Genomic DNA, 16298 nt, shown 5'->3' on the forward strand with positions numbered 1-16298 from the left:
GCCCGGGGGGAGCGCCGTTCCCGTCCTCCAACGGCCCGGCTACCCGCGGCAGGCGCCGCCGCCGAGGGGCCTTGAGCCGGCTCTCGTCGCGACGACACACGGCCTGACGGCCGCGCTGTCCCGTTGGGCCGGCGGCGTGGACACGTCAGGCAATGAGGCGGCGGAGTTCGGCCTGGGCGCGTTCGACGAGCTTTCTGGCGGTGTGGTCGGAGACCCCGAGGAGACGGCCGATCCGGCGGTATGACCGTTCCGGCTGGTCGTCCAGGCCGTAGCGCAGGGTCAGCGCCTCGGCCTCGCGTGGGTCGAGGCGGGCCCAGGCGATCCGGGCCGCGCTGGCGAAGTCCCGGCCGACAGCCGCGTGTTCGGGGTCGGTCAGGGCGTAGCCGGGCGCGGGCAGCTCCTCGTCGTCCTCGGCGGCCGTGGTGCGGAGCTGCCGGTGGAGCGCTGCGACGGTCGTCGGCGAGATGCCCAGCGCGGCAGCCGCCAGGTTCAGGTCGCCGGCGTGCTCGTCGAGGGCGCGGCGCAGGACGACGGCGCGGCCGATGAGGTCCGCCGGCAGGACGGCGGGGAACTCCTGCTGGGCGACGGCTCGCTGGATCTCCTTGCGCACCCAGGTGTGCGCGTACGCCCCGAAGGGCACGGCGCGTTCGGGATCGAAGCGGCTCGCGGCGATCAGCAGTCCCAGGATGCCGGCCTGCCGCAGGTCTGCCCGGTCGATGTGCCAGGTGCGGTAACGCGCCGCCTCGCGCTCGACCAGGTGCCCGTGCGCGGTCACGAGGCGTTCCCGCTCGCGGGCGTCGGGTCCGGCCTGGTGACTGCTCACAGCGGTGGTCTCCCTGGGGTTCGGTGTCCGTCTGGTCGCTGTTCCCGGGGATACCGGGCCGAGCACGGAACGCGAGGTTCGCATCGCGGCCGATCGCCGGTATCCCCCTGCCGACCGAACAACGTCCTGCTCTGAAAGGCCGCCGCATGTCCGAGGTCAGCGATGCCGTCTGGCGACCACTGGAGATCGTCCCGTACGGGGTGGTCCTGCACGTGCCCGCGGGCTGGGAGGCGCTGCCTCCCGTTCCGGCGAACGGGCCGGAGATCCTGCGAGCCACCGGGGGCCCGGGCCGGAACCTGATCGTCTTCAAGATCCCCGCCAGGGCGATGACCGCCGCGCGGGTGGCGGACGTGGCCCAGGAGAAGCTCGCGGCCCACGGCTACGGCGACTTCACGCGCGCCGAGACCCGGTTCGCCGGACAGCCCGGGGTGATGCTGGACTTCGTCACCCGCAACAGCGGGGGAACGGTCGTCTACCGGACCCGGGAGTACTTCGCGGTGCGCGGACACGCGGCCTTCGTCCTCGGCATGGGGAGCACGACCTGGGAGGAGCACCTGCCGCTCATCGAGCAGATCGCCGCGCGCTTCGAGTTCGCCGAGTGAGCTGACTCCCGCCGCTGCCGAGCCCCCCACCCGGTCCCCGCGCTGAGCGGCGCTAGAGCGCGGGGACCTGCCGGCCGGTGCCGGTCGTTCCCGTCGGCGGGGCCACCGCCGCGGCCAGGTGGTCGCGGAACCAGCGGTGGGCCGGGTCGGCGGAGTTGCGCGGGTGCCAGGCCATGCCGAGGTCGAGCGGGGCCAGGCCGAGGGGGATGGGGAAGGTACGCAGGCCCATCGCCGCGACGGTGTCGGGGAGCCAGTCCGCCACGGTGAGGGCGACCAGGTCGCTGTTCCTGGCGAGGATCATGGCGCTGGTGTGGCTGGGCACCACGACCGGGGTACGGCGCCGCAGGCCGCGGTCGGCGAGCGCGCTGTCGACGGGGCCGAGGCGCTTGCCGAGCCGGGAGATGCCGATGTGGTCGACGGCGGCGAACCGGCGGGCGTCGATCCGCCCGCTGAAGAGCGGGTGGTCGCCGCGCGCCACGCCGACCAGCGTCAGCTGCCGGAGCCGACGGGTCCGGATCTCCGGGTCCAGGGCTCCGAGCACGCCCAACTCGACGTCCACCCACCCCTGTCGCAGCGCGGGCCCGCCCTCCATCGCCTCGGGTACGAAGACCACGTCCACGTCCGGCACGAGGTCGTCGGCCTCGCCAGGTCGGAGAAGTCCGCCGAGACCCTGGCCGGGAAGGGGGCGGCCGTGCTGCGCGGCGACCTGGACGACACGGACTCCCTGCGCCGCGGGCCACCGCCGCGGACGGGGTGGTCCACCTGGCCAACAAGCACGACTGGGGCGACCCGGCGGAGTCCGACCGTGCCGAGCGGGCTGCGGTCGGGACCCGCGCCGAGGCCCTGGCCGGCACCGGCCGGCCGCTCGTCGTCGCCGCCGCCGTCTCGGGCATCGTCCAGGGCCGGCCCGCGGTGGAGTCCGACGCCTCACCGGCGGTGGGCCCGGGTTCGGCCAGGGGCGGCAGCGAGAACCTCGCGCTGGACTACGTCGACCGGGGCGTGCGGACCGTCGTCAGCCGCTTCGCCCCGAGCGTCCACGGCGCCGGGGACTGGGGGTTCGTGAACTTCCTCGTCGGGGCCGCCCGCAAGCACGGGGTCTCCGGCTACGTCGGCGACGGCTCGGCGTCCTGGTCGGCGGTGCACCGCTCGGACGCGGCCCGCCTCGTCCGCCTCGGCCTGGAGCACGCCCCGGCCGGGACGCGGCTGCACGCGATCGCCGAGGAGGCCGTCACCACCCGGACGATCGCCGAGGCCATCGGCCGGTACCTGGAGATCCCCGTCGTCTCCGTCGCCCCCGCGGAGGCCGACGCGCACTTCGGCTTCGTCGGCGGCTTCTTCGCCCGGACGATGACCGCGTCGAGCGACGTCACCCGCGAGGCGCTGTCCTGGACGCCGACGGGGCCGTCCCTGGTGGAGGACATCGCGGCCGGCGCCTACGCCGAGGGGTGAACCGTGCCCCCCCGGCCACCGGCCGGGGGGACTTCGACGGGCAGCGGCCCCGCACCGTTGACGCGGGGCTCAGCGTCCGGGGGCCGGCGCGGCGCCGGGCGGCGGGTTGAGGCCGGGCGCCCGGACGGCCTGGCGGGCCGCGGCCTGGAGCACCTCCTGGAGCACCCGGGCCGCCCGGGGCGGGGCCACGTCGCTGCGGTGGGCCAGCGCCACGGTGCGGCGCAGGCCCGGCGGCGCGATCGGCGTCATCCGCAGCCCCGCGGCCCGCGCGGCCACCGTCGTCGGCACCACGCCGATGCCGAGCCCCGCCCGGACGAAGCCGAGCACCGCGTCCATCTCGCCGCCCTCCACCGTCAGGTACGGCTCGAAGCCGGCCGCCCGGCATGCCGAGAGCGTCAGGTCGCGCAGGTCGTAGCCGTGGCGGAACATCACCATCGGCCGCCCCGCCAGATCCGCCACCCGCAGCGGCGACGGCAGCGCGTCGCCCCGGCTCTCCGGTGGGGGCTCCCCGTCCGCGCGGGCCGGGACCGGGTCCGCGGAGACCACCACCAGGTCCTCCTGGAAGAGCTCCACCGTGGTCAGCGCCGGCGAGGGGCTCGGCAGCGGCAGCACCACCAGCGCGAGGTCCAACTGCCCGCGTGCCAGCTCGCGCACGAGGTCGTGCGAGCCGCCCTCCTCCACCAGCAGCCGGATGCCCGGGTGCCGGTCGTGGAAGGCGCGCAGCACGTCGGGGAGCAGCCCCGTGCACAGGCTCGGCGTGGCGCCCAGCCGCACCCGGCCCCGGCGCAGCTGCGCCAGCTCCAGCACCTCCTGCCGGGCGGTGTCCGCGTCGGCCAGGATGCGGCGGGCCAGCGGCAGCAGTGCCTGGCCGGCGTCGGTCAGCGCGATGTTGCCGCGCGCCCGGCTGAACAACGGCGAGCCCAGCTCCTGCTCCAGCGCCTTGACCTGCTGCGACAGCGAGGGCTGCGAGACGTGCAGGTCCTGCGCGGCCCGGGTGAAGTGCCGGGTGTCCGCCACCGCCACGAAGTACGCCAGTTGCTGGAGCTGCACAGCCCCACCCTACGCCTTGATAGGCATTGCCTATCAAGACAAGCCCGATCATGTCTTGGACCACTGGCGGGGTCTCGTCCTACTGTCGCGTCCATGGCACTGGCAACGCGTGCGAACCGCCCGCACTCCACCGCCCGCACCCTGTGGGACTCCACCGTCGGCAAGAAGGCCGTCATGGCGGTGAGCGGTCTGGTGATGCTCCTGTACCTGCTCGTCCACATGCTCGGGAACCTGAAGATCTTCTTCGGCGCGAACGACTACAACGGCTACGCGCACTGGCTGCGCACCCTGGGCGAGCCGGCCCTGCACTACCAGTGGGCGCTGTGGATCATCCGGGTGGTGCTGGTCGCCAGCGTCGTCGCCCACGGGGTGAGCGCCTACCAGCTCAGCCGCCGCGACGCCAGGGCCCGACCCGTCGGCTACGTCCACCGCCGGGCCCGCTCCAGCTACGCCACCCGCACCATGCGGTGGGGCGGGGTGATCCTGGCCCTGTTCATCGTCTGGCACCTGCTGGACCTCACCACGCTCACCGTCAACCGCAACGCGGAGCCGGGCCACCCCTACCAGAACGTCGAGGCCACCTTCCACACCTGGTACGGCGACGTCATCTACATCGTGGCGATGCTCGCCCTCGGTCTGCACGTCCGGCACGGACTGTGGTCCGCCGCCCAGACGCTCGGCCTCGGCAGCCGCAGCCGCGACCGCGCGCTCAGGGCCGCCGCCACCACCGTCGGGTTCGTCCTGGCCGCCGGGTTCATCGCCGTACCGGTCGGCGTCATGACCGGAACCATCAACTGAGGGAGCCGAGTTGACCGCCTACACGCACTACGGCACCGGCGAGCCGATCGCCGACACCAAGGCCCCGAAGGGCCCCATCGCCCAGCGCTGGGACGACCGCAGATTCTCCGCGAAGCTGGTGAACCCCGCCAACCGCCGCAAGCACACGGTGATCGTGGTGGGCACCGGCCTGGCCGGCGGCTCGGCCGGCGCCACCCTCGCCGAACAGGGCTACCACGTCGTCCAGTTCTGCTACCAGGACTCCCCGCGCCGGGCCCACTCCATCGCCGCCCAGGGCGGCATCAACGCGGCCAAGAACTACCGCAACGACGGCGACTCGATCCACCGCCTGTTCTACGACACCGTCAAGGGCGGCGACTTCCGCGCCCGCGAGTCCAACGTCCACCGCCTGGCCCAGATCTCGGTGGAGATCATCGACCAGTGCGTCGCGCAGGGCGTGCCCTTCGCCCGCGAGTACGGCGGGCTGCTCGACACCCGCTCCTTCGGCGGCGTCCAGGTCTCCCGCACCTTCTACGCCCGCGGCCAGACCGGCCAGCAACTGCTGCTCGGCGCCTACCAGGCGCTGTCCCGGCAGATCGCCGCCGGGAACGTCGAGATCCACCCGCGCACCGAGATGCTCGACCTGCTCGTCGTCGACGGCCGGGCCCGCGGCATCGTCGCCCGCGACCTGGTCACCGGCGAGGTCAGCACCCACACCGCGGACGCGGTCGTGCTGGCCAGCGGCGGCTACGGCAACGTCTTCTACCTGTCGACCAACGCCATGAACTCCAACGCCACCGCGGTCTGGCGCGCCCACCGCCGAGGCGCCCTGTTCGCCAACCCCTGCTTCACCCAGATCCACCCCACCTGCATCCCGCGCACCGGCGACCACCAGTCCAAGCTGACGCTGATGAGCGAGTCGCTGCGCAACGACGGCCGCATCTGGGTGCCCCGGGCCAAGGGCGACACCCGCCCGCCGGCGCGGATCCCCGAGGAGGAGCGCGACTACTACCTGGAGCGGATCTACCCCTCCTTCGGCAACCTCGTGCCGCGCGACATCGCCTCCCGCGCCGCGAAGAACGTCTGCGACGAGGGCCGCGGCGTCGGCCCCGGCGGCCAGGGCGTCTACCTCGACTTCGCCGACGCCATCGCCCGCATGGGCCGCGACAAGGTCGCCGAGAAGTACGGCAACCTCTTCGACATGTACCAGCGGATCACCGCCGAGGACCCCTACGAGGTGCCGATGCGGATCTACCCGGCGGTGCACTACACGATGGGCGGCCTGTGGGTCGACTACGACCTCCAGACGACGATCCCCGGCCTGTTCGCCGTCGGCGAGGCCAACTTCTCCGACCACGGCGCCAACCGGCTCGGCGCGTCCGCCCTCATGCAGGGCCTGGCCGACGGCTACTTCGTCCTGCCGGCCACCCTCAACGACTACCTCGCGCGGCACGCCGGCGCCGAACCGGTGGCCCCCGACCACCCCGCCGTCACCGCCGCGGTCGAGGACGTCACGACCCGGCTGCACCGCCTCACCACCGCGGACGGCGACCGCACCGCCGACTCCTTCCACCGCGAACTCGGCGAGATCATGTGGGAGTACTGCGGCATGGCCCGCACCGAGGAGGGCCTGCGCAAGGCCCTGGACCTCATCCCGCGGCTGCGCGAGGAGTTCTGGCGGCGCGTCAGGGTACCCGGCAGGGAGGACGAGTTCAACCAGTCCCTGGAGCGCGCCAACCGCGTCGTGGACTACTTCGAGCTCGCCGAACTCATGTGCCTGGACGCCCTGCACCGCCGCGAGTCCTGCGGCGGCCACTTCCGCGAGGAGTCCCAGACCCCCGACGGCGAGGCCGCCCGCCAGGACGACGCGTTCTCCTACGCGGCCGCATGGGAGTTCACCGGCACCGGCGAGGCACCGGTCCTGCACAAGGAAGACCTCGTCTTCGAACACGTCCACCCCACCCAGCGGAGCTACGCATGAGGGTCACCCTGCGCATCTGGCGCCAGCCCGGCGCCGACGCCCCCGGCGCCATGAAGACCTACGACGTCGACGGCATCTCGCCCGACATGTCGTTCCTCGAAGTCCTCGACACGCTCAACGAACGGCTCACCCTGGAGGGCGGGGACCCGGTCGCGTTCGACCACGACTGCCGCGAGGGCATCTGCGGCGCGTGCAGCCTCGTCATCGACGGCCAGGCGCACGGCCCCGAGCGCACCACCTCCTGCCAACTGCACATGCGCTCCTTCCGCGACGGCGACACCATCGACGTCGAGCCCTGGCGGGCGGCTGCCTTCCCCGTGGTGCGCGACCTCGTCGTCGACCGCGGCGCGTTCGACCGCATCATCCAGGCCGGCGGCTACGTCAGCGTGGCCACCGGCTCCGCGCCCGAGGCGCACGCCACCCCCGTGCCCAAGGCCGACGCGGACCGCGCCTTCGAGCACGCCGAGTGCATCGGCTGCGGAGCCTGCGTGGCCGCCTGCCCCAACGGCTCCGCGATGCTCTTCACCTCCGCGAAGATCAACCACCTCGGCTCCCTCCCGCAGGGCGCGCCGGAGCGGGAGACGCGGGTGCTGGACATGGTCGCCCAGATGGACGCCGAGGGCTTCGGCGGCTGCACCCTCACCGGGGAGTGCGCGACCGCCTGCCCGAAGGGCATCCCGCTGATGTCCATCACCTCGATGAACCGCGAGTGGCTGCGCGCCAACCGCAAGGCCACCCGGCGCTGAGCAGGCGGGCTGACGGGCTGGTGACACGCACGGCCCGGCCCCTCCCCGCCCTCAGCCCAGCAGCGGCAGCCGGTCCGCGTCCGGGCCGAGGGCGCGCCGCTCGGCGGAGGTGAGCCGGGCCCGGCCGGTGGCCGCGCGGGCGTAGTACGCGTCGTCCCAGTCCAGCGGCACCGGGCGGCCGAGCAGCCCGTCCAGGGTGGCCCGGACCGCGGCCAGGCCGGGAGCCGACGGGCCGGGCGCCGACGGAAGGCGGGCCACCAGGTCCAAGTGGTGGATCGTCGCCTCCACCGCCAGCGTCGTCAGCAGGTCCGCGGCGGTCAGCACATGCCCCTGCGTACCCACCCGCGCCGCCGGGTCCGCCGCCGCCCCGCGCGCGCCGCGGCCGACGCCGTCTCCGCGTACAGGCCGCGCAACTGGTCGAAGAGCAGGAACATGCTCGCGCCCACCCGCACGAAGCGCCGCCCGTCGGCCGCGCCCCGGGTGCCCGGCCGCCAGTCCGCCCAGTAACCGGTCGCGTCCCGGTCCGGCGGCCCCGCAGCCGGGGTGTGCAGCGCGACGAGACCGCGCTGCGCGTCCATCACCAGGTGGAACACCAGATCGCGCACCGCCCAGCCGGTGCAGGCCGTCGGCCGCCACGACGCGTCCTCGTCCAGCCCCGCGAGGACGTCGAGCAGTGCCCGGTAGGAGGCGTCCAGCACCTCCGCCGCGCCCGCCGCCCCCGCGGCGTCCGTACCCGATCCCGCCGTGCCCGATCCCGTCCGCCGCCGCGCGTTCGCGCGGGCGGCCGCGCGCTCGTCCATGGCCCGTCAGCCTAGGCAGCGACGCCGGAACGGTCCAGCGGCGGCTCCCGGGGCGGGGGAGCGGAGTTAGCCTGGAACCGACCGGTCAACCCAATGGAGGCAACGCCATGGCACGCACCGTCAAGACGCCGGGTCCCGACCACCCGATCACCGTCGAACCCACCGGCGCCCGCGTCGTGGTGCGGGCAGGCGGCCGCGTGGTCGCCGACACCACCGCCGCGGTGACCCTGTGCGAGGCCGACTACCCGCCCGTCTACTACCTCCCGCTCGACGACGTCGCCCCCGACGCGCTGCGCCCGACCGACAGCCACACGTACTGCCCGTACAAGGGCGAGGCGTCCTACTACACGCTGGTGGGCGCCGCCGGGGAGGCCGCCGACGCGGTGTGGACGTACCCGTCGCCGTACGACGCGGTCGCGGAGATCGCCGGGCACGTGGCGTTCTACCCGCAGCACGTGGACATCCTGGTGGAGGAAGCCGCCTGACGTCCCCGCCCGGTACCCCGTCGGCCGCCCCGGCCGGCGGGGTACCGCGCGTTGGCGGCACCGACGCCGCCCGGGGACCCGCACACTGGGTCCATGGGCGAGAACAAGAGGCGGATGCTGGCGGGCGACTGGTACATCGCCGACGACGAGGAGCTGGCCGCGGACACCGAGCGGCGCGAACGGCTGTGCCGGGCCTTCAACACCGCCGAGGACCGCGCCGAATGCCGTTCGGCACTGGCCGAGTTGCTCGGCTCGCTGGGCGAAGGGGCCGCCGTCCGCGCGCCGTTCCAGTGCGACTACGGCACCCACATCAGCATCGGACCGCGCACCTTCGTCAACTTCGGCGCCGTCTTCCTGGACGCCGCCCCGATCACGGTGGGCGCCGACGTGCAGATCGGGCCGAACGTCCAACTCCTCAACCCCACCCACGAGATGGACGCCGAACGGCGCCGCGCCGGCTGGGAGAGGGCGCTGCCGGTCACCATCGGCGACAACGTCTGGCTCGGCGGCGGCGCCATCGTCTGCCCCGGCGTCACCATCGGCCCGGACACGGTCGTCGGCGCCGGCTCGGTCGTCACCCGCGACCTGCCCGCGGGCGTCCTGGCCGTCGGCAGCCCGGCCCGGGTGGTGCGCGGCCTGGACCGGACGGCGGAGTCCGGCGCGCCCGACCACCGCTGACAGCCGGCCCCGAGCCGGCCCCGGCGGCTTCCCGGGCGCCCCGGCACGCGAACGGGCCGCCGCCCCGAAGTGGGACGGCGGCCCGTGGTGCCGGGAGGGGCGAGCGGTCGCAGGGCAGGTGCCGGAGGGCTACGCCTTGGCCTCCGCCTTGACCGGCTTCGGTATCAGGAACGACACCGCGAGTGCCAGCAGGATCAGCACCAGACCGGCGATCATCGCGGAGGAGTAGCCGGTGGTCGACGAGGCCGAGGACGGCTTCGTGGCGTTCTGGACCGCGTCGAGGATGACGAAGCTGATGCCGGCGCCCAGGTTGAACGCGCCCGCGTTCAGGCCGGGCAGGAAGCCGGGGTTGTCGTCGGGGGACAGGACGATGCCCAGGCCGTTGAGGATGATGTTGCCGATGCCCGCGTAGGTGATGCCGACGAGCAGCGAGCCGATCAGCAGCCACGCCCGCGAGTCGAGGTGGATGGTGGCGGCGAGGATCGCGACGGACACCACGGAGCCGATCAGCCCGACCCGCAGCACGCGGCCGTAGCCCCAGGTGGCGGCGGCGCGGCCGGCCAGCGGGCCCATGGCGAAGCCGGCGAGGGCGTACGGGGTGAGCGTCCACCAGGCCGAGCCGGTGGCCGACATGCCGAGGCCCGCGTGGGCGTCCTGGGCGAAGGCGGGCACGAGGCCGTTCATGATCGCGAAGACGCCGGTCATGGTGAGCAGGGTGCAGGTCAGCAGCGACCACGTGGCGCGGCGCTTCAGGTGGTGCAGAGCGGCCAGCGGGTGGGCCGCCCGGCCCTCGTTGCGCCAGAAGAGGGCGAAGGAGACGACCGCGATGACGGCCATGACCGCGACGTACGCCCAGTTCGCCGAGCCGAGCTTGCCCGCCTCGTCGAAGGCGAGCAGCAGGGTGCCCACCGACACGGCGAGGAAGAGCGTGCCGAGCCAGTCCATGCGGGTGGTGCCGGCGGCGGCACGCGACTCACGGGTGAGGGTCGCGACGAGCACCGCGCCGATCGCGGCGACGGCGGCCATGGTCCAGAAGACGGCGCCGAAGCCGAAGTTGTCGGTGAGCGAGCCGCCAGCCACCGAGTCGATACCGGCGATGCCGCCGTTGACGGCGGTGATCACGCCGAGCAGGGTGCCGTAGAGCTTCGGCTCGCGGACCTCGTTGCGCAGCATGATGAGGCACAGCGGCACGGTCGGTCCGCTGATGCCCTGGAGCACGCGGCCGACGAACAGCACCGGCACGTTGCCGGCCAGCGCGGAGATGACGCACCCGATGACCATCAGGGCGAGCATCCCGACCAGGACGCGGCGGCGGCCGATCAGGTCGCCCAGGCGCGGCAGGAAGAGGGAGAAGACGGCCGCGGAGGTGAAGAACGCGGTCTGGGTGTTGCCGATGGACACCGACGAGGTGTGCAGCGACGTCGCCATGTCCGACAGCGCCGGGCTGAGCATGCTCGCGTTGAGCTGGAAGGCGAAGCAGGCGACCAGCAGGGCCGCCATGAGGGCGCCGATCCTGGCCGGGCGGCCGGACCGCTCGTCGAGCCCGCCCAGGGCTCCGGCGGCCTCCCCGGCCGGCGCGGGTGCGGGAGAGAAGTTCACGCCTGCTCACCCTTCGTGGCGTCGGCGCCGTCGGCGTCGCCGCCCTCGCCGATCCGCTCCAGGGCGTCGACGACCATGTCCCAGAAGCGGTCGCGGTCGAGCTTGACGGCGACCTGGGTGCGGCAGTCCTCGGGGGCCGGGCGGCGGAAGTCGGCGACGGTCATGCCGACCGTCAGCGAGCCGTGCAGCTCGATGTCGACGGGGGCGCGGCGGACCGTCATCACGTCGGGGTCGATGACGTAGGCGACGGCGCACGGGTCGTGCACCGGCGGGTGCTCGAAGCCCTGGGCCTCCAGGTACATGGTGCCGAAGAAGTCCAGCAGCTCACCGACGAAGCGGGCCGGGCGGGTGCCCACGGCGGCGATCTTCTCGCGCACCTCGGGCGTGGCCAGCGCCTGGTGGGTCAGGTCCAGACCCACCATGGTGACCGGCCAGCCGGCGTTGAAGACGATGTGCGCGGCCTCGGGGTCGATGATGATGTTGAACTCGGCGACCGCGCTCCAGTTGCCCTCGTGGTAGCCGCCGCCCATCAGGACGACCTCGCGGACACGCTCGGCGATGCGCGGCTCCTTGCGCACGGCCAGGGCGATGTTGGTCAGGCCCGCCGTCGGGACGATGGTGATCTCGCCCGGCTCGTGGGACATCACGGTGTCGATGATCAGGTCGACCGCGTGCCTGCGGTCCAGCTCGATCTGCGGCTCGGGCAGCACCGGGCCGTCCAGACCGGACTCGCCGTGGATGTCGGGGGCGGTCTCGATCTCGCGGACCAGGGGACGCGGGCTGCCGGCGGCGAACGGCACGCCGGTGATGCCGGCGATCCGGGCGACCGACAGGGCGTTGCGGGTCACCTTCTCCAGCGTCTGGTTGCCGACCACGGTGGTGACGGCGACCAGCTCAACGCTGGGGCTGCCGTGAGCCAGCAGCATGGCGATCGCGTCGTCGTGTCCGGGATCGCAGTCGAGGATGATCTTCCTGGTCAACGTGAGCCCCTTTGCTCTGCCGGGCGGTAGGTAGTGCCCGCCGGGGATACCGGCGGGGAATCCGTGGAAACGATTGCCAGCGCATGCCGCTGCCGAAGACACCCCGGTGATGGCTCCGGCCTCGGCCGCACGGGCGGCCGATGTGACGTATCCCATGGCCGGTGCCCTCAGTGTTTCCACCGCTCAGGGCGGATCACGGGCACGTCCCGGGGGATGGACGCTGTCGGCGCGACACGTTACCGGAGTCTGATCGTCCGGTTCTGCATGCCCTGCGAGAGGGCCTTGCGGTGCCTGCGGTCACGACATCAGGAAATCGTTCTCCGAAGGAAGAGTGCGGACGCGCCCCCCGAGTTGTCAATGGATGAGGCGCACATCACGTTTCATGCCGTCCGTCCGGTGAGTGGAGCCGTGACCGAGTCATCACCGTGTCGACCAACTGGCCCCACCTCGGGGTGATAACGTTTGCCGGCATCAAGGGTGACGTGGTCCGCAGTGCGGCGGTCCGCGGTGAGCGAGGAGGCTGCCCGGTGAGCGAGGTGACCCTCAGGGACGTTGCGTCGCTGTCCGGCTGCTCGGTATCGACGGTCTCCCGCGTGCTCGCCGGCACCCGGCCGGTCGGCGAGGAGATCGCCGTCCGGGTCCGCGCCGCCGCCGAGACCCTCGGCTACGTGCCCAACCAGGTGGCCCGTTCGCTGCGCAGCCGTTCCACGGGCACCGTCGGCCTCGTCCTGCCGCAGATCACCAACCCGTTCTACCCCTCGCTGGTGCGCGAGTTGACGCACGTCCTGCACTGGTACGGGCGGGCGGCACTGCTCGCCGACAGCGACGACGATCCCGAGGTGGAGGCCGGACGGATCGCCGACCTGCTCGGCCGCAGGGTCGACGCCCTGCTGGTGGTCCCGGTGGACGAGCGGCTCAGCCGCCCCGCGGTCGCCGAGGCGGCCGGGCGGGTGCCGCTGGTGCTGCTCGACCGCGGCTGCGGGCCGGGCGTCGCGGACCTGGTGGCCGTCGACAACGCCGCCGGCATCGTCCAGATCCTGGACCACCTGGCCGCCACCGGCCGCCGCCGCCCCTGCTTCGTCGGCGCCGCCGGCACGGACTCGGCGGCGGCGGAGCGCCGGGCCGCCTTCGACGCCGGCGCCGCCGCGTTCCTCCCCGAGGGGGAGCGGGCCCTGGTCGAACTCGGCGACTTCTCCGTCGCGTGGGGCCGGGCCGCCGTCGACCGGCTGTGGCCGTCCCGCCCCGACGCCGTGGTGTGCGCCAACGACCTCATTGCCATCGGGGCCCTGCAACGCCTCCGCGAGCTGGGCGTCGACGTGCCCGGCGACGTCGCCGTGACCGGCTTCGACGACGTGCCGATGGCGTCGCTCACCGCCCCGGCGCTCACCACCGTCCGCCAGCCGGTGCACGAACTCGCCTCCGAGGCGGCCGCGTTGCTGGAGAGGGGGATCGACTCCGGCGGTCCGGGGGCCGAGGGGCCGACGGAACGGCCGGCAGCCGGCGGGTCCGTACGGTACGGCTCACACCGGAGCTGGCCGTCCGCGCCTCCAGCGTTCCGCCGGTCGCCGGGCCCCGCCCGGCCCCGGAGCCGAGACCGCCGCCGCCCCGCCACCCCGAACGGGGTCCGGCAGGCCCGGCCTGCGCCGGAAGGACGCCGTACCCCGCCCCCGCCCCCATGACCGCAACGACCCGAACAGCGTGAGGAACCAGCAGTGATCACCGTCGTCGGAAGCCTGAACCTCGACCTCGTGGCGCCGGTGCCGCGCCACCCCGTGCCCGGAGAGACCGTGCTGGGCGGGGACATCGCCCAGCACCCCGGCGGCAAGGGCGCCAACCAGGCCGTCGCCGCGGCACGCCTCGGCGGGCAGGTCGCCTTCGTCGGCCGGGTCGGCGACGACGACGCGGGCCACGTGATGGCCGAAGCGGTGCGCGGCCAGGGTGTCGACACCACGTACGTGCGCACCACCGCGGACACCCCGACCGGCCGGGCGATGATCGCCGTCAGCCCGGTGGGCGAGAACAGCATCATCGTCAGCCCGGGCGCCAACTCCCGCCTCACGGCCGCCGACTGCGAGGCCGCCGCCGACGTGCTGGCCCGGTCGGCCGTCACCGTGCTCCAGCAGGAGGTGCCGGACGAGGCCAACCACGCCGCGGCCCGGCTCGCCGGCGGGACGGTGCTGTACAACCCGGCGCCGGTGACGCAGGAGTCCGTCCCGCCGCCGCACGTCGACCTGCTGGTGCCGAACCGCACCGAGCTGGCCGCGCTCACCGGCACGGACGTGCCCCGGACGATCGACGAGGTCGTCACGGCCGCCCGCCGGCTGCGCGGCGCGGGCGCGGTCGTCGTCACCCTCGGCGGCGACGGCGTCCTGCTGCTGGAGGGCACGGCGCACCTGCACCTCCCGGCCTACCGCGTCGAGCCGAAGGACACCACCGCCGCCGGTGACTGCTTCTGCGGCGCCCTCGCGGTCGGGCTCTCCGAGGGCCGCTCCCTGGAGGAGGCCGCCCGCTGGGCCTCGGCGGCGGCGGCGCTGAGCACGACCCGCGCGGGAGCCCAGTCCTCCCTGGCGACGCGGGACGAGGTCGAGGCCTTCATCGAGCGCAACCGCGCCTGATCAGGGCGTCACCCGCTCTGAGCCGCGCGGGAGCCGGGCGCGTCCGCTCGCTTGCGGGCTTACGGGCTTGCGGGCTTGCGGGCTTGCGGGCTTGCGGGCTCCGGCATCGGACCACGCCCTCGGACGCCGGCGTCGGTCCCCGGACCGCGGGCTTCGGCCACCGGGAGCCGGGCCCCGACCCGGAGGGGGCGGCGCTCAGACGACCGGCGCCGCCCCCTCCGGGACGGGGCCGGTGGAGCCGCGTACGACCAGCTGCGTCGCCAGCTCGACGTGCAGGGTGTCCACGGTGTGCCCGTCCAGCAGCCTGACCAGCAGGGACACCGCTATCCGCCCCATCTCCCCCAGCGGCTGCCGCACCGTCGTCAGCCGCGGCACCGTACTGCGGCTGAGGTCGATGTCGTCGAAGCCGGCCACGGACACGTCACGGGGCACCCGCAGCCCCCGCTCGTACGCGGCCCGCAGCGCCCCGACGGCCGCCTTGTCGTTGAACGCGACCAGGGCGGTCGGTCGCCGGGGCAGGTCCAGCAGCTCGCACGCCGCCGCGTACCCGTGGTCGGCGGTCGGCTCGATGCTGCGGACCAGCTCCGGTGCCGGGAGCACCCCGGCCTCGGCGAGCGCGGCGGTGTGGCCGGCCAGCCTGGACTGCCCGGCCAGCCAGCCGGCCGGGCCGCCGATCACGCCGATCCTGCGGTGCCCCAGCTCCACCAGGTGCGCGCTCACGCTGCGGGCACCGGCGAGGTTCGCCGCCGACACCGACGCGATGTCGCCCGGCAGCGGCGTGCGCGGGTCCACCACGACCAGCGGAAAGTCCACCGCCCGCAGCGCCTCCAGCTCCCGCACCGGCTCCGGCGGAACGATCAGCACCGCCCCGGCGATGCCCGGGTCACGCGGCAGGCCGTCCAACACGTGCGCGTCGCGCGCCGCGTCCCCCGCGCTGAGCACCAGCCGCCGCCCGTGCAGGTCCAGGGCCTCGGCGATGGAGGAGACGATCACCCCGAAGTAGTCGGTCAGCACATACGGGCAGCGTACGTAGATCGCGCCCGCGGCCGACCCCGCGGCCGCCCCCGGCCGGGCCGGCGCGGGCGCACCCAGCCGGGCCACCGCCCGCCGCACCAGCTCCCGGGTCTCCGGCGCCACGTGCGCGTGGCCGTTCATCACCCGCGACACCGTGGCGATCGACACCCCCGCCTCTGCCGCTATCGCCCGCACCGTGGCCCGCCCGCCGCCCCGTCCCGCCCCGGCCCCAGCCACGCGTCACCTTCCCCCGTCCACCCGCGCATGCTAGCGCCTCTCCCGGCCGGGTGTGCCCCGCTCGCCGCCCTGGCACGGCCGTCCGCCGCGTTGCCGTACCGGCCGAGTAGGCCCGCTACGAGGCCGGTTCGGCGCCTTGCGGCTGACCGCGCCAGCGCACCTCGCTACCGGGCACACCCTGCCGGTCACGGCGCTCGCCTCTCCCGGCCGGGTGTGCCCCGCTCGCCGCCCCGGCACGGGCACAGGCACTCGCCGTGTCGGCCGAAAACGCGACCAGCCCGCTACGAGGGCTTCCGGCCGCCGTGCGATCGCCCGCGCCAGGACACCTCGCCACCGGGCACATCGTGCCGGTCACGGCACCAGTACCCCTTCCCGCCGGGCGCGCGCCCCGGGCCGCCGCCCCGGCGGTGGTGGCGGCCGGAGAGCCGCCGTGCCGGTTTGACAAACCACCTTGCCGTATCG

General features: G+C 74.2%; 16 protein-coding genes and 1 pseudogene. 9 read left to right on the top strand and 8 right to left on the bottom strand.

Going from position 1 to position 16298, the window contains the following annotated elements:
- Positions 1–145: 145 nt before the first annotated feature.
- Positions 146–823 (bottom strand): sigma-70 family RNA polymerase sigma factor, encoded by a 678-nt coding sequence (locus tag BS72_RS11270; RefSeq protein WP_037909087.1) that lies wholly within the window; start codon positions 821–823, stop codon positions 146–148.
- A gap of 146 nt (positions 824–969) precedes the next feature.
- Between BS72_RS11270 and BS72_RS32210 the strand changes: the two genes are divergently transcribed.
- Positions 970–1425, top strand: a complete 456-nt coding sequence (locus BS72_RS32210) for a hypothetical protein (protein WP_051950939.1) — start codon at positions 970–972, stop codon at positions 1423–1425.
- A 52-nt stretch (positions 1426–1477) separates the two neighbouring features.
- On the opposite strand, the gene BS72_RS11280 is transcribed toward BS72_RS32210, so the two are convergent.
- The gene (locus tag BS72_RS11280) at positions 1478–2053 is read right to left on the bottom strand and encodes a LysR substrate-binding domain-containing protein (protein ID WP_232792327.1); all 576 of its coding nucleotides are present in this window, start codon (positions 2051–2053) and stop codon (positions 1478–1480) included.
- Here BS72_RS11280 and BS72_RS11285 point away from each other — a divergent pair.
- A pseudogene (locus BS72_RS11285) lies at positions 1991–2874 on the top strand (3-beta hydroxysteroid dehydrogenase). The gene BS72_RS11280 and the pseudogene BS72_RS11285 overlap by 63 nt on opposite strands.
- A gap of 69 nt (positions 2875–2943) precedes the next feature.
- Here BS72_RS11285 and BS72_RS11290 read toward each other — a convergent pair.
- Positions 2944–3924: a LysR family transcriptional regulator gene (locus BS72_RS11290; protein ID WP_078901236.1), complete on the bottom strand. Its 981-nt coding sequence runs from the start codon at positions 3922–3924 to the stop codon at positions 2944–2946.
- A gap of 93 nt (positions 3925–4017) precedes the next feature.
- On the opposite strand from BS72_RS11290, the gene BS72_RS11295 reads away from it, so the two are divergent.
- The 3 genes from BS72_RS11295 to BS72_RS11305 are packed head-to-tail and all read left to right on the top strand — an operon-like array spanning position 4018 to position 7428.
- A complete protein-coding gene (locus tag BS72_RS11295) occupies positions 4018–4722 on the top strand; it encodes a succinate dehydrogenase cytochrome b subunit (protein ID WP_037909089.1) in 705 nt (234 codons plus the stop codon).
- A 10-nt stretch (positions 4723–4732) separates the two neighbouring features.
- The gene (locus BS72_RS11300) at positions 4733–6682 is read left to right on the top strand and encodes a fumarate reductase/succinate dehydrogenase flavoprotein subunit (RefSeq protein WP_037909091.1); all 1950 of its coding nucleotides are present in this window, start codon (positions 4733–4735) and stop codon (positions 6680–6682) included.
- On the top strand, positions 6679–7428 hold the full coding sequence (locus BS72_RS11305; protein ID WP_037909092.1) for a succinate dehydrogenase/fumarate reductase iron-sulfur subunit: 750 nt from the start codon (positions 6679–6681) through the stop codon (positions 7426–7428). Before BS72_RS11300 ends, BS72_RS11305 begins: the two co-directional genes overlap by 4 nt.
- Before the next feature lie 51 nt (positions 7429–7479).
- On the opposite strand, the gene BS72_RS38130 is transcribed toward BS72_RS11305, so the two are convergent.
- Both BS72_RS38130 and BS72_RS38135 read right to left on the bottom strand, forming a co-directional pair.
- The gene (locus tag BS72_RS38130; RefSeq protein WP_232792328.1) at positions 7480–7752 is read right to left on the bottom strand and encodes a hypothetical protein; all 273 of its coding nucleotides are present in this window, start codon (positions 7750–7752) and stop codon (positions 7480–7482) included.
- Positions 7746–8228 carry a maleylpyruvate isomerase N-terminal domain-containing protein gene (locus tag BS72_RS38135; RefSeq protein WP_232792329.1) on the bottom strand — a complete coding sequence of 161 codons (483 nt, stop codon included), beginning with the start codon at positions 8226–8228 and terminating at the stop codon, positions 7746–7748. Before BS72_RS38135 ends, BS72_RS38130 begins: the two co-directional genes overlap by 7 nt.
- A 107-nt stretch (positions 8229–8335) precedes the next feature.
- Between BS72_RS38135 and BS72_RS11315 the strand changes: the two genes are divergently transcribed.
- Entirely contained in the window at positions 8336–8713 is a 378-nt protein-coding gene (locus BS72_RS11315) for a DUF427 domain-containing protein (protein ID WP_037909094.1), read from the top strand.
- Between the two features lie 93 nt (positions 8714–8806).
- On the top strand, positions 8807–9391 hold the full coding sequence (locus tag BS72_RS11320) for a sugar O-acetyltransferase (protein WP_051950940.1): 585 nt from the start codon (positions 8807–8809) through the stop codon (positions 9389–9391).
- Between the two features lie 129 nt (positions 9392–9520).
- Here the strand turns inward: BS72_RS11320 and uriT are convergent, their stop codons facing one another.
- Both uriT and uriH read right to left on the bottom strand, forming a co-directional pair.
- On the bottom strand, positions 9521–10990 hold the full coding sequence (uriT, locus tag BS72_RS11325) for a uridine transporter UriT (protein WP_456049132.1): 1470 nt from the start codon (positions 10988–10990) through the stop codon (positions 9521–9523).
- A complete protein-coding gene (uriH, locus tag BS72_RS11330) occupies positions 10987–11970 on the bottom strand; it encodes a uridine-preferring nucleoside hydrolase UriH (RefSeq protein ID WP_037909096.1) in 984 nt (327 codons plus the stop codon). The genes uriT and uriH overlap by 4 nt, the downstream gene beginning before the upstream one ends.
- Positions 11971–12497: 527 nt before the next feature.
- Between uriH and BS72_RS11335 the strand changes: the two genes are divergently transcribed.
- Both BS72_RS11335 and rbsK read left to right on the top strand, forming a co-directional pair.
- Complete coding sequence (locus tag BS72_RS11335; protein WP_078901237.1) at positions 12498–13649, top strand: LacI family DNA-binding transcriptional regulator; 1152 nt, start codon at positions 12498–12500, stop codon at positions 13647–13649.
- Between the two features lie 33 nt (positions 13650–13682).
- Positions 13683–14585 carry a ribokinase gene (gene rbsK, locus BS72_RS11340; RefSeq protein WP_037909098.1) on the top strand — a complete coding sequence of 301 codons (903 nt, stop codon included), beginning with the start codon at positions 13683–13685 and terminating at the stop codon, positions 14583–14585.
- A gap of 195 nt (positions 14586–14780) precedes the next feature.
- On the opposite strand, the gene BS72_RS11345 is transcribed toward rbsK, so the two are convergent.
- Entirely contained in the window at positions 14781–15836 is a 1056-nt protein-coding gene (locus tag BS72_RS11345; protein ID WP_232792330.1) for a LacI family DNA-binding transcriptional regulator, read from the bottom strand.
- Positions 15837–16298 lie beyond the last annotated feature (462 nt).

This window comes from Actinacidiphila yeochonensis CN732 (assembly GCF_000745345.1).
GTDB lineage: Bacteria > Actinomycetota > Actinomycetes > Streptomycetales > Streptomycetaceae > Actinacidiphila > Actinacidiphila yeochonensis.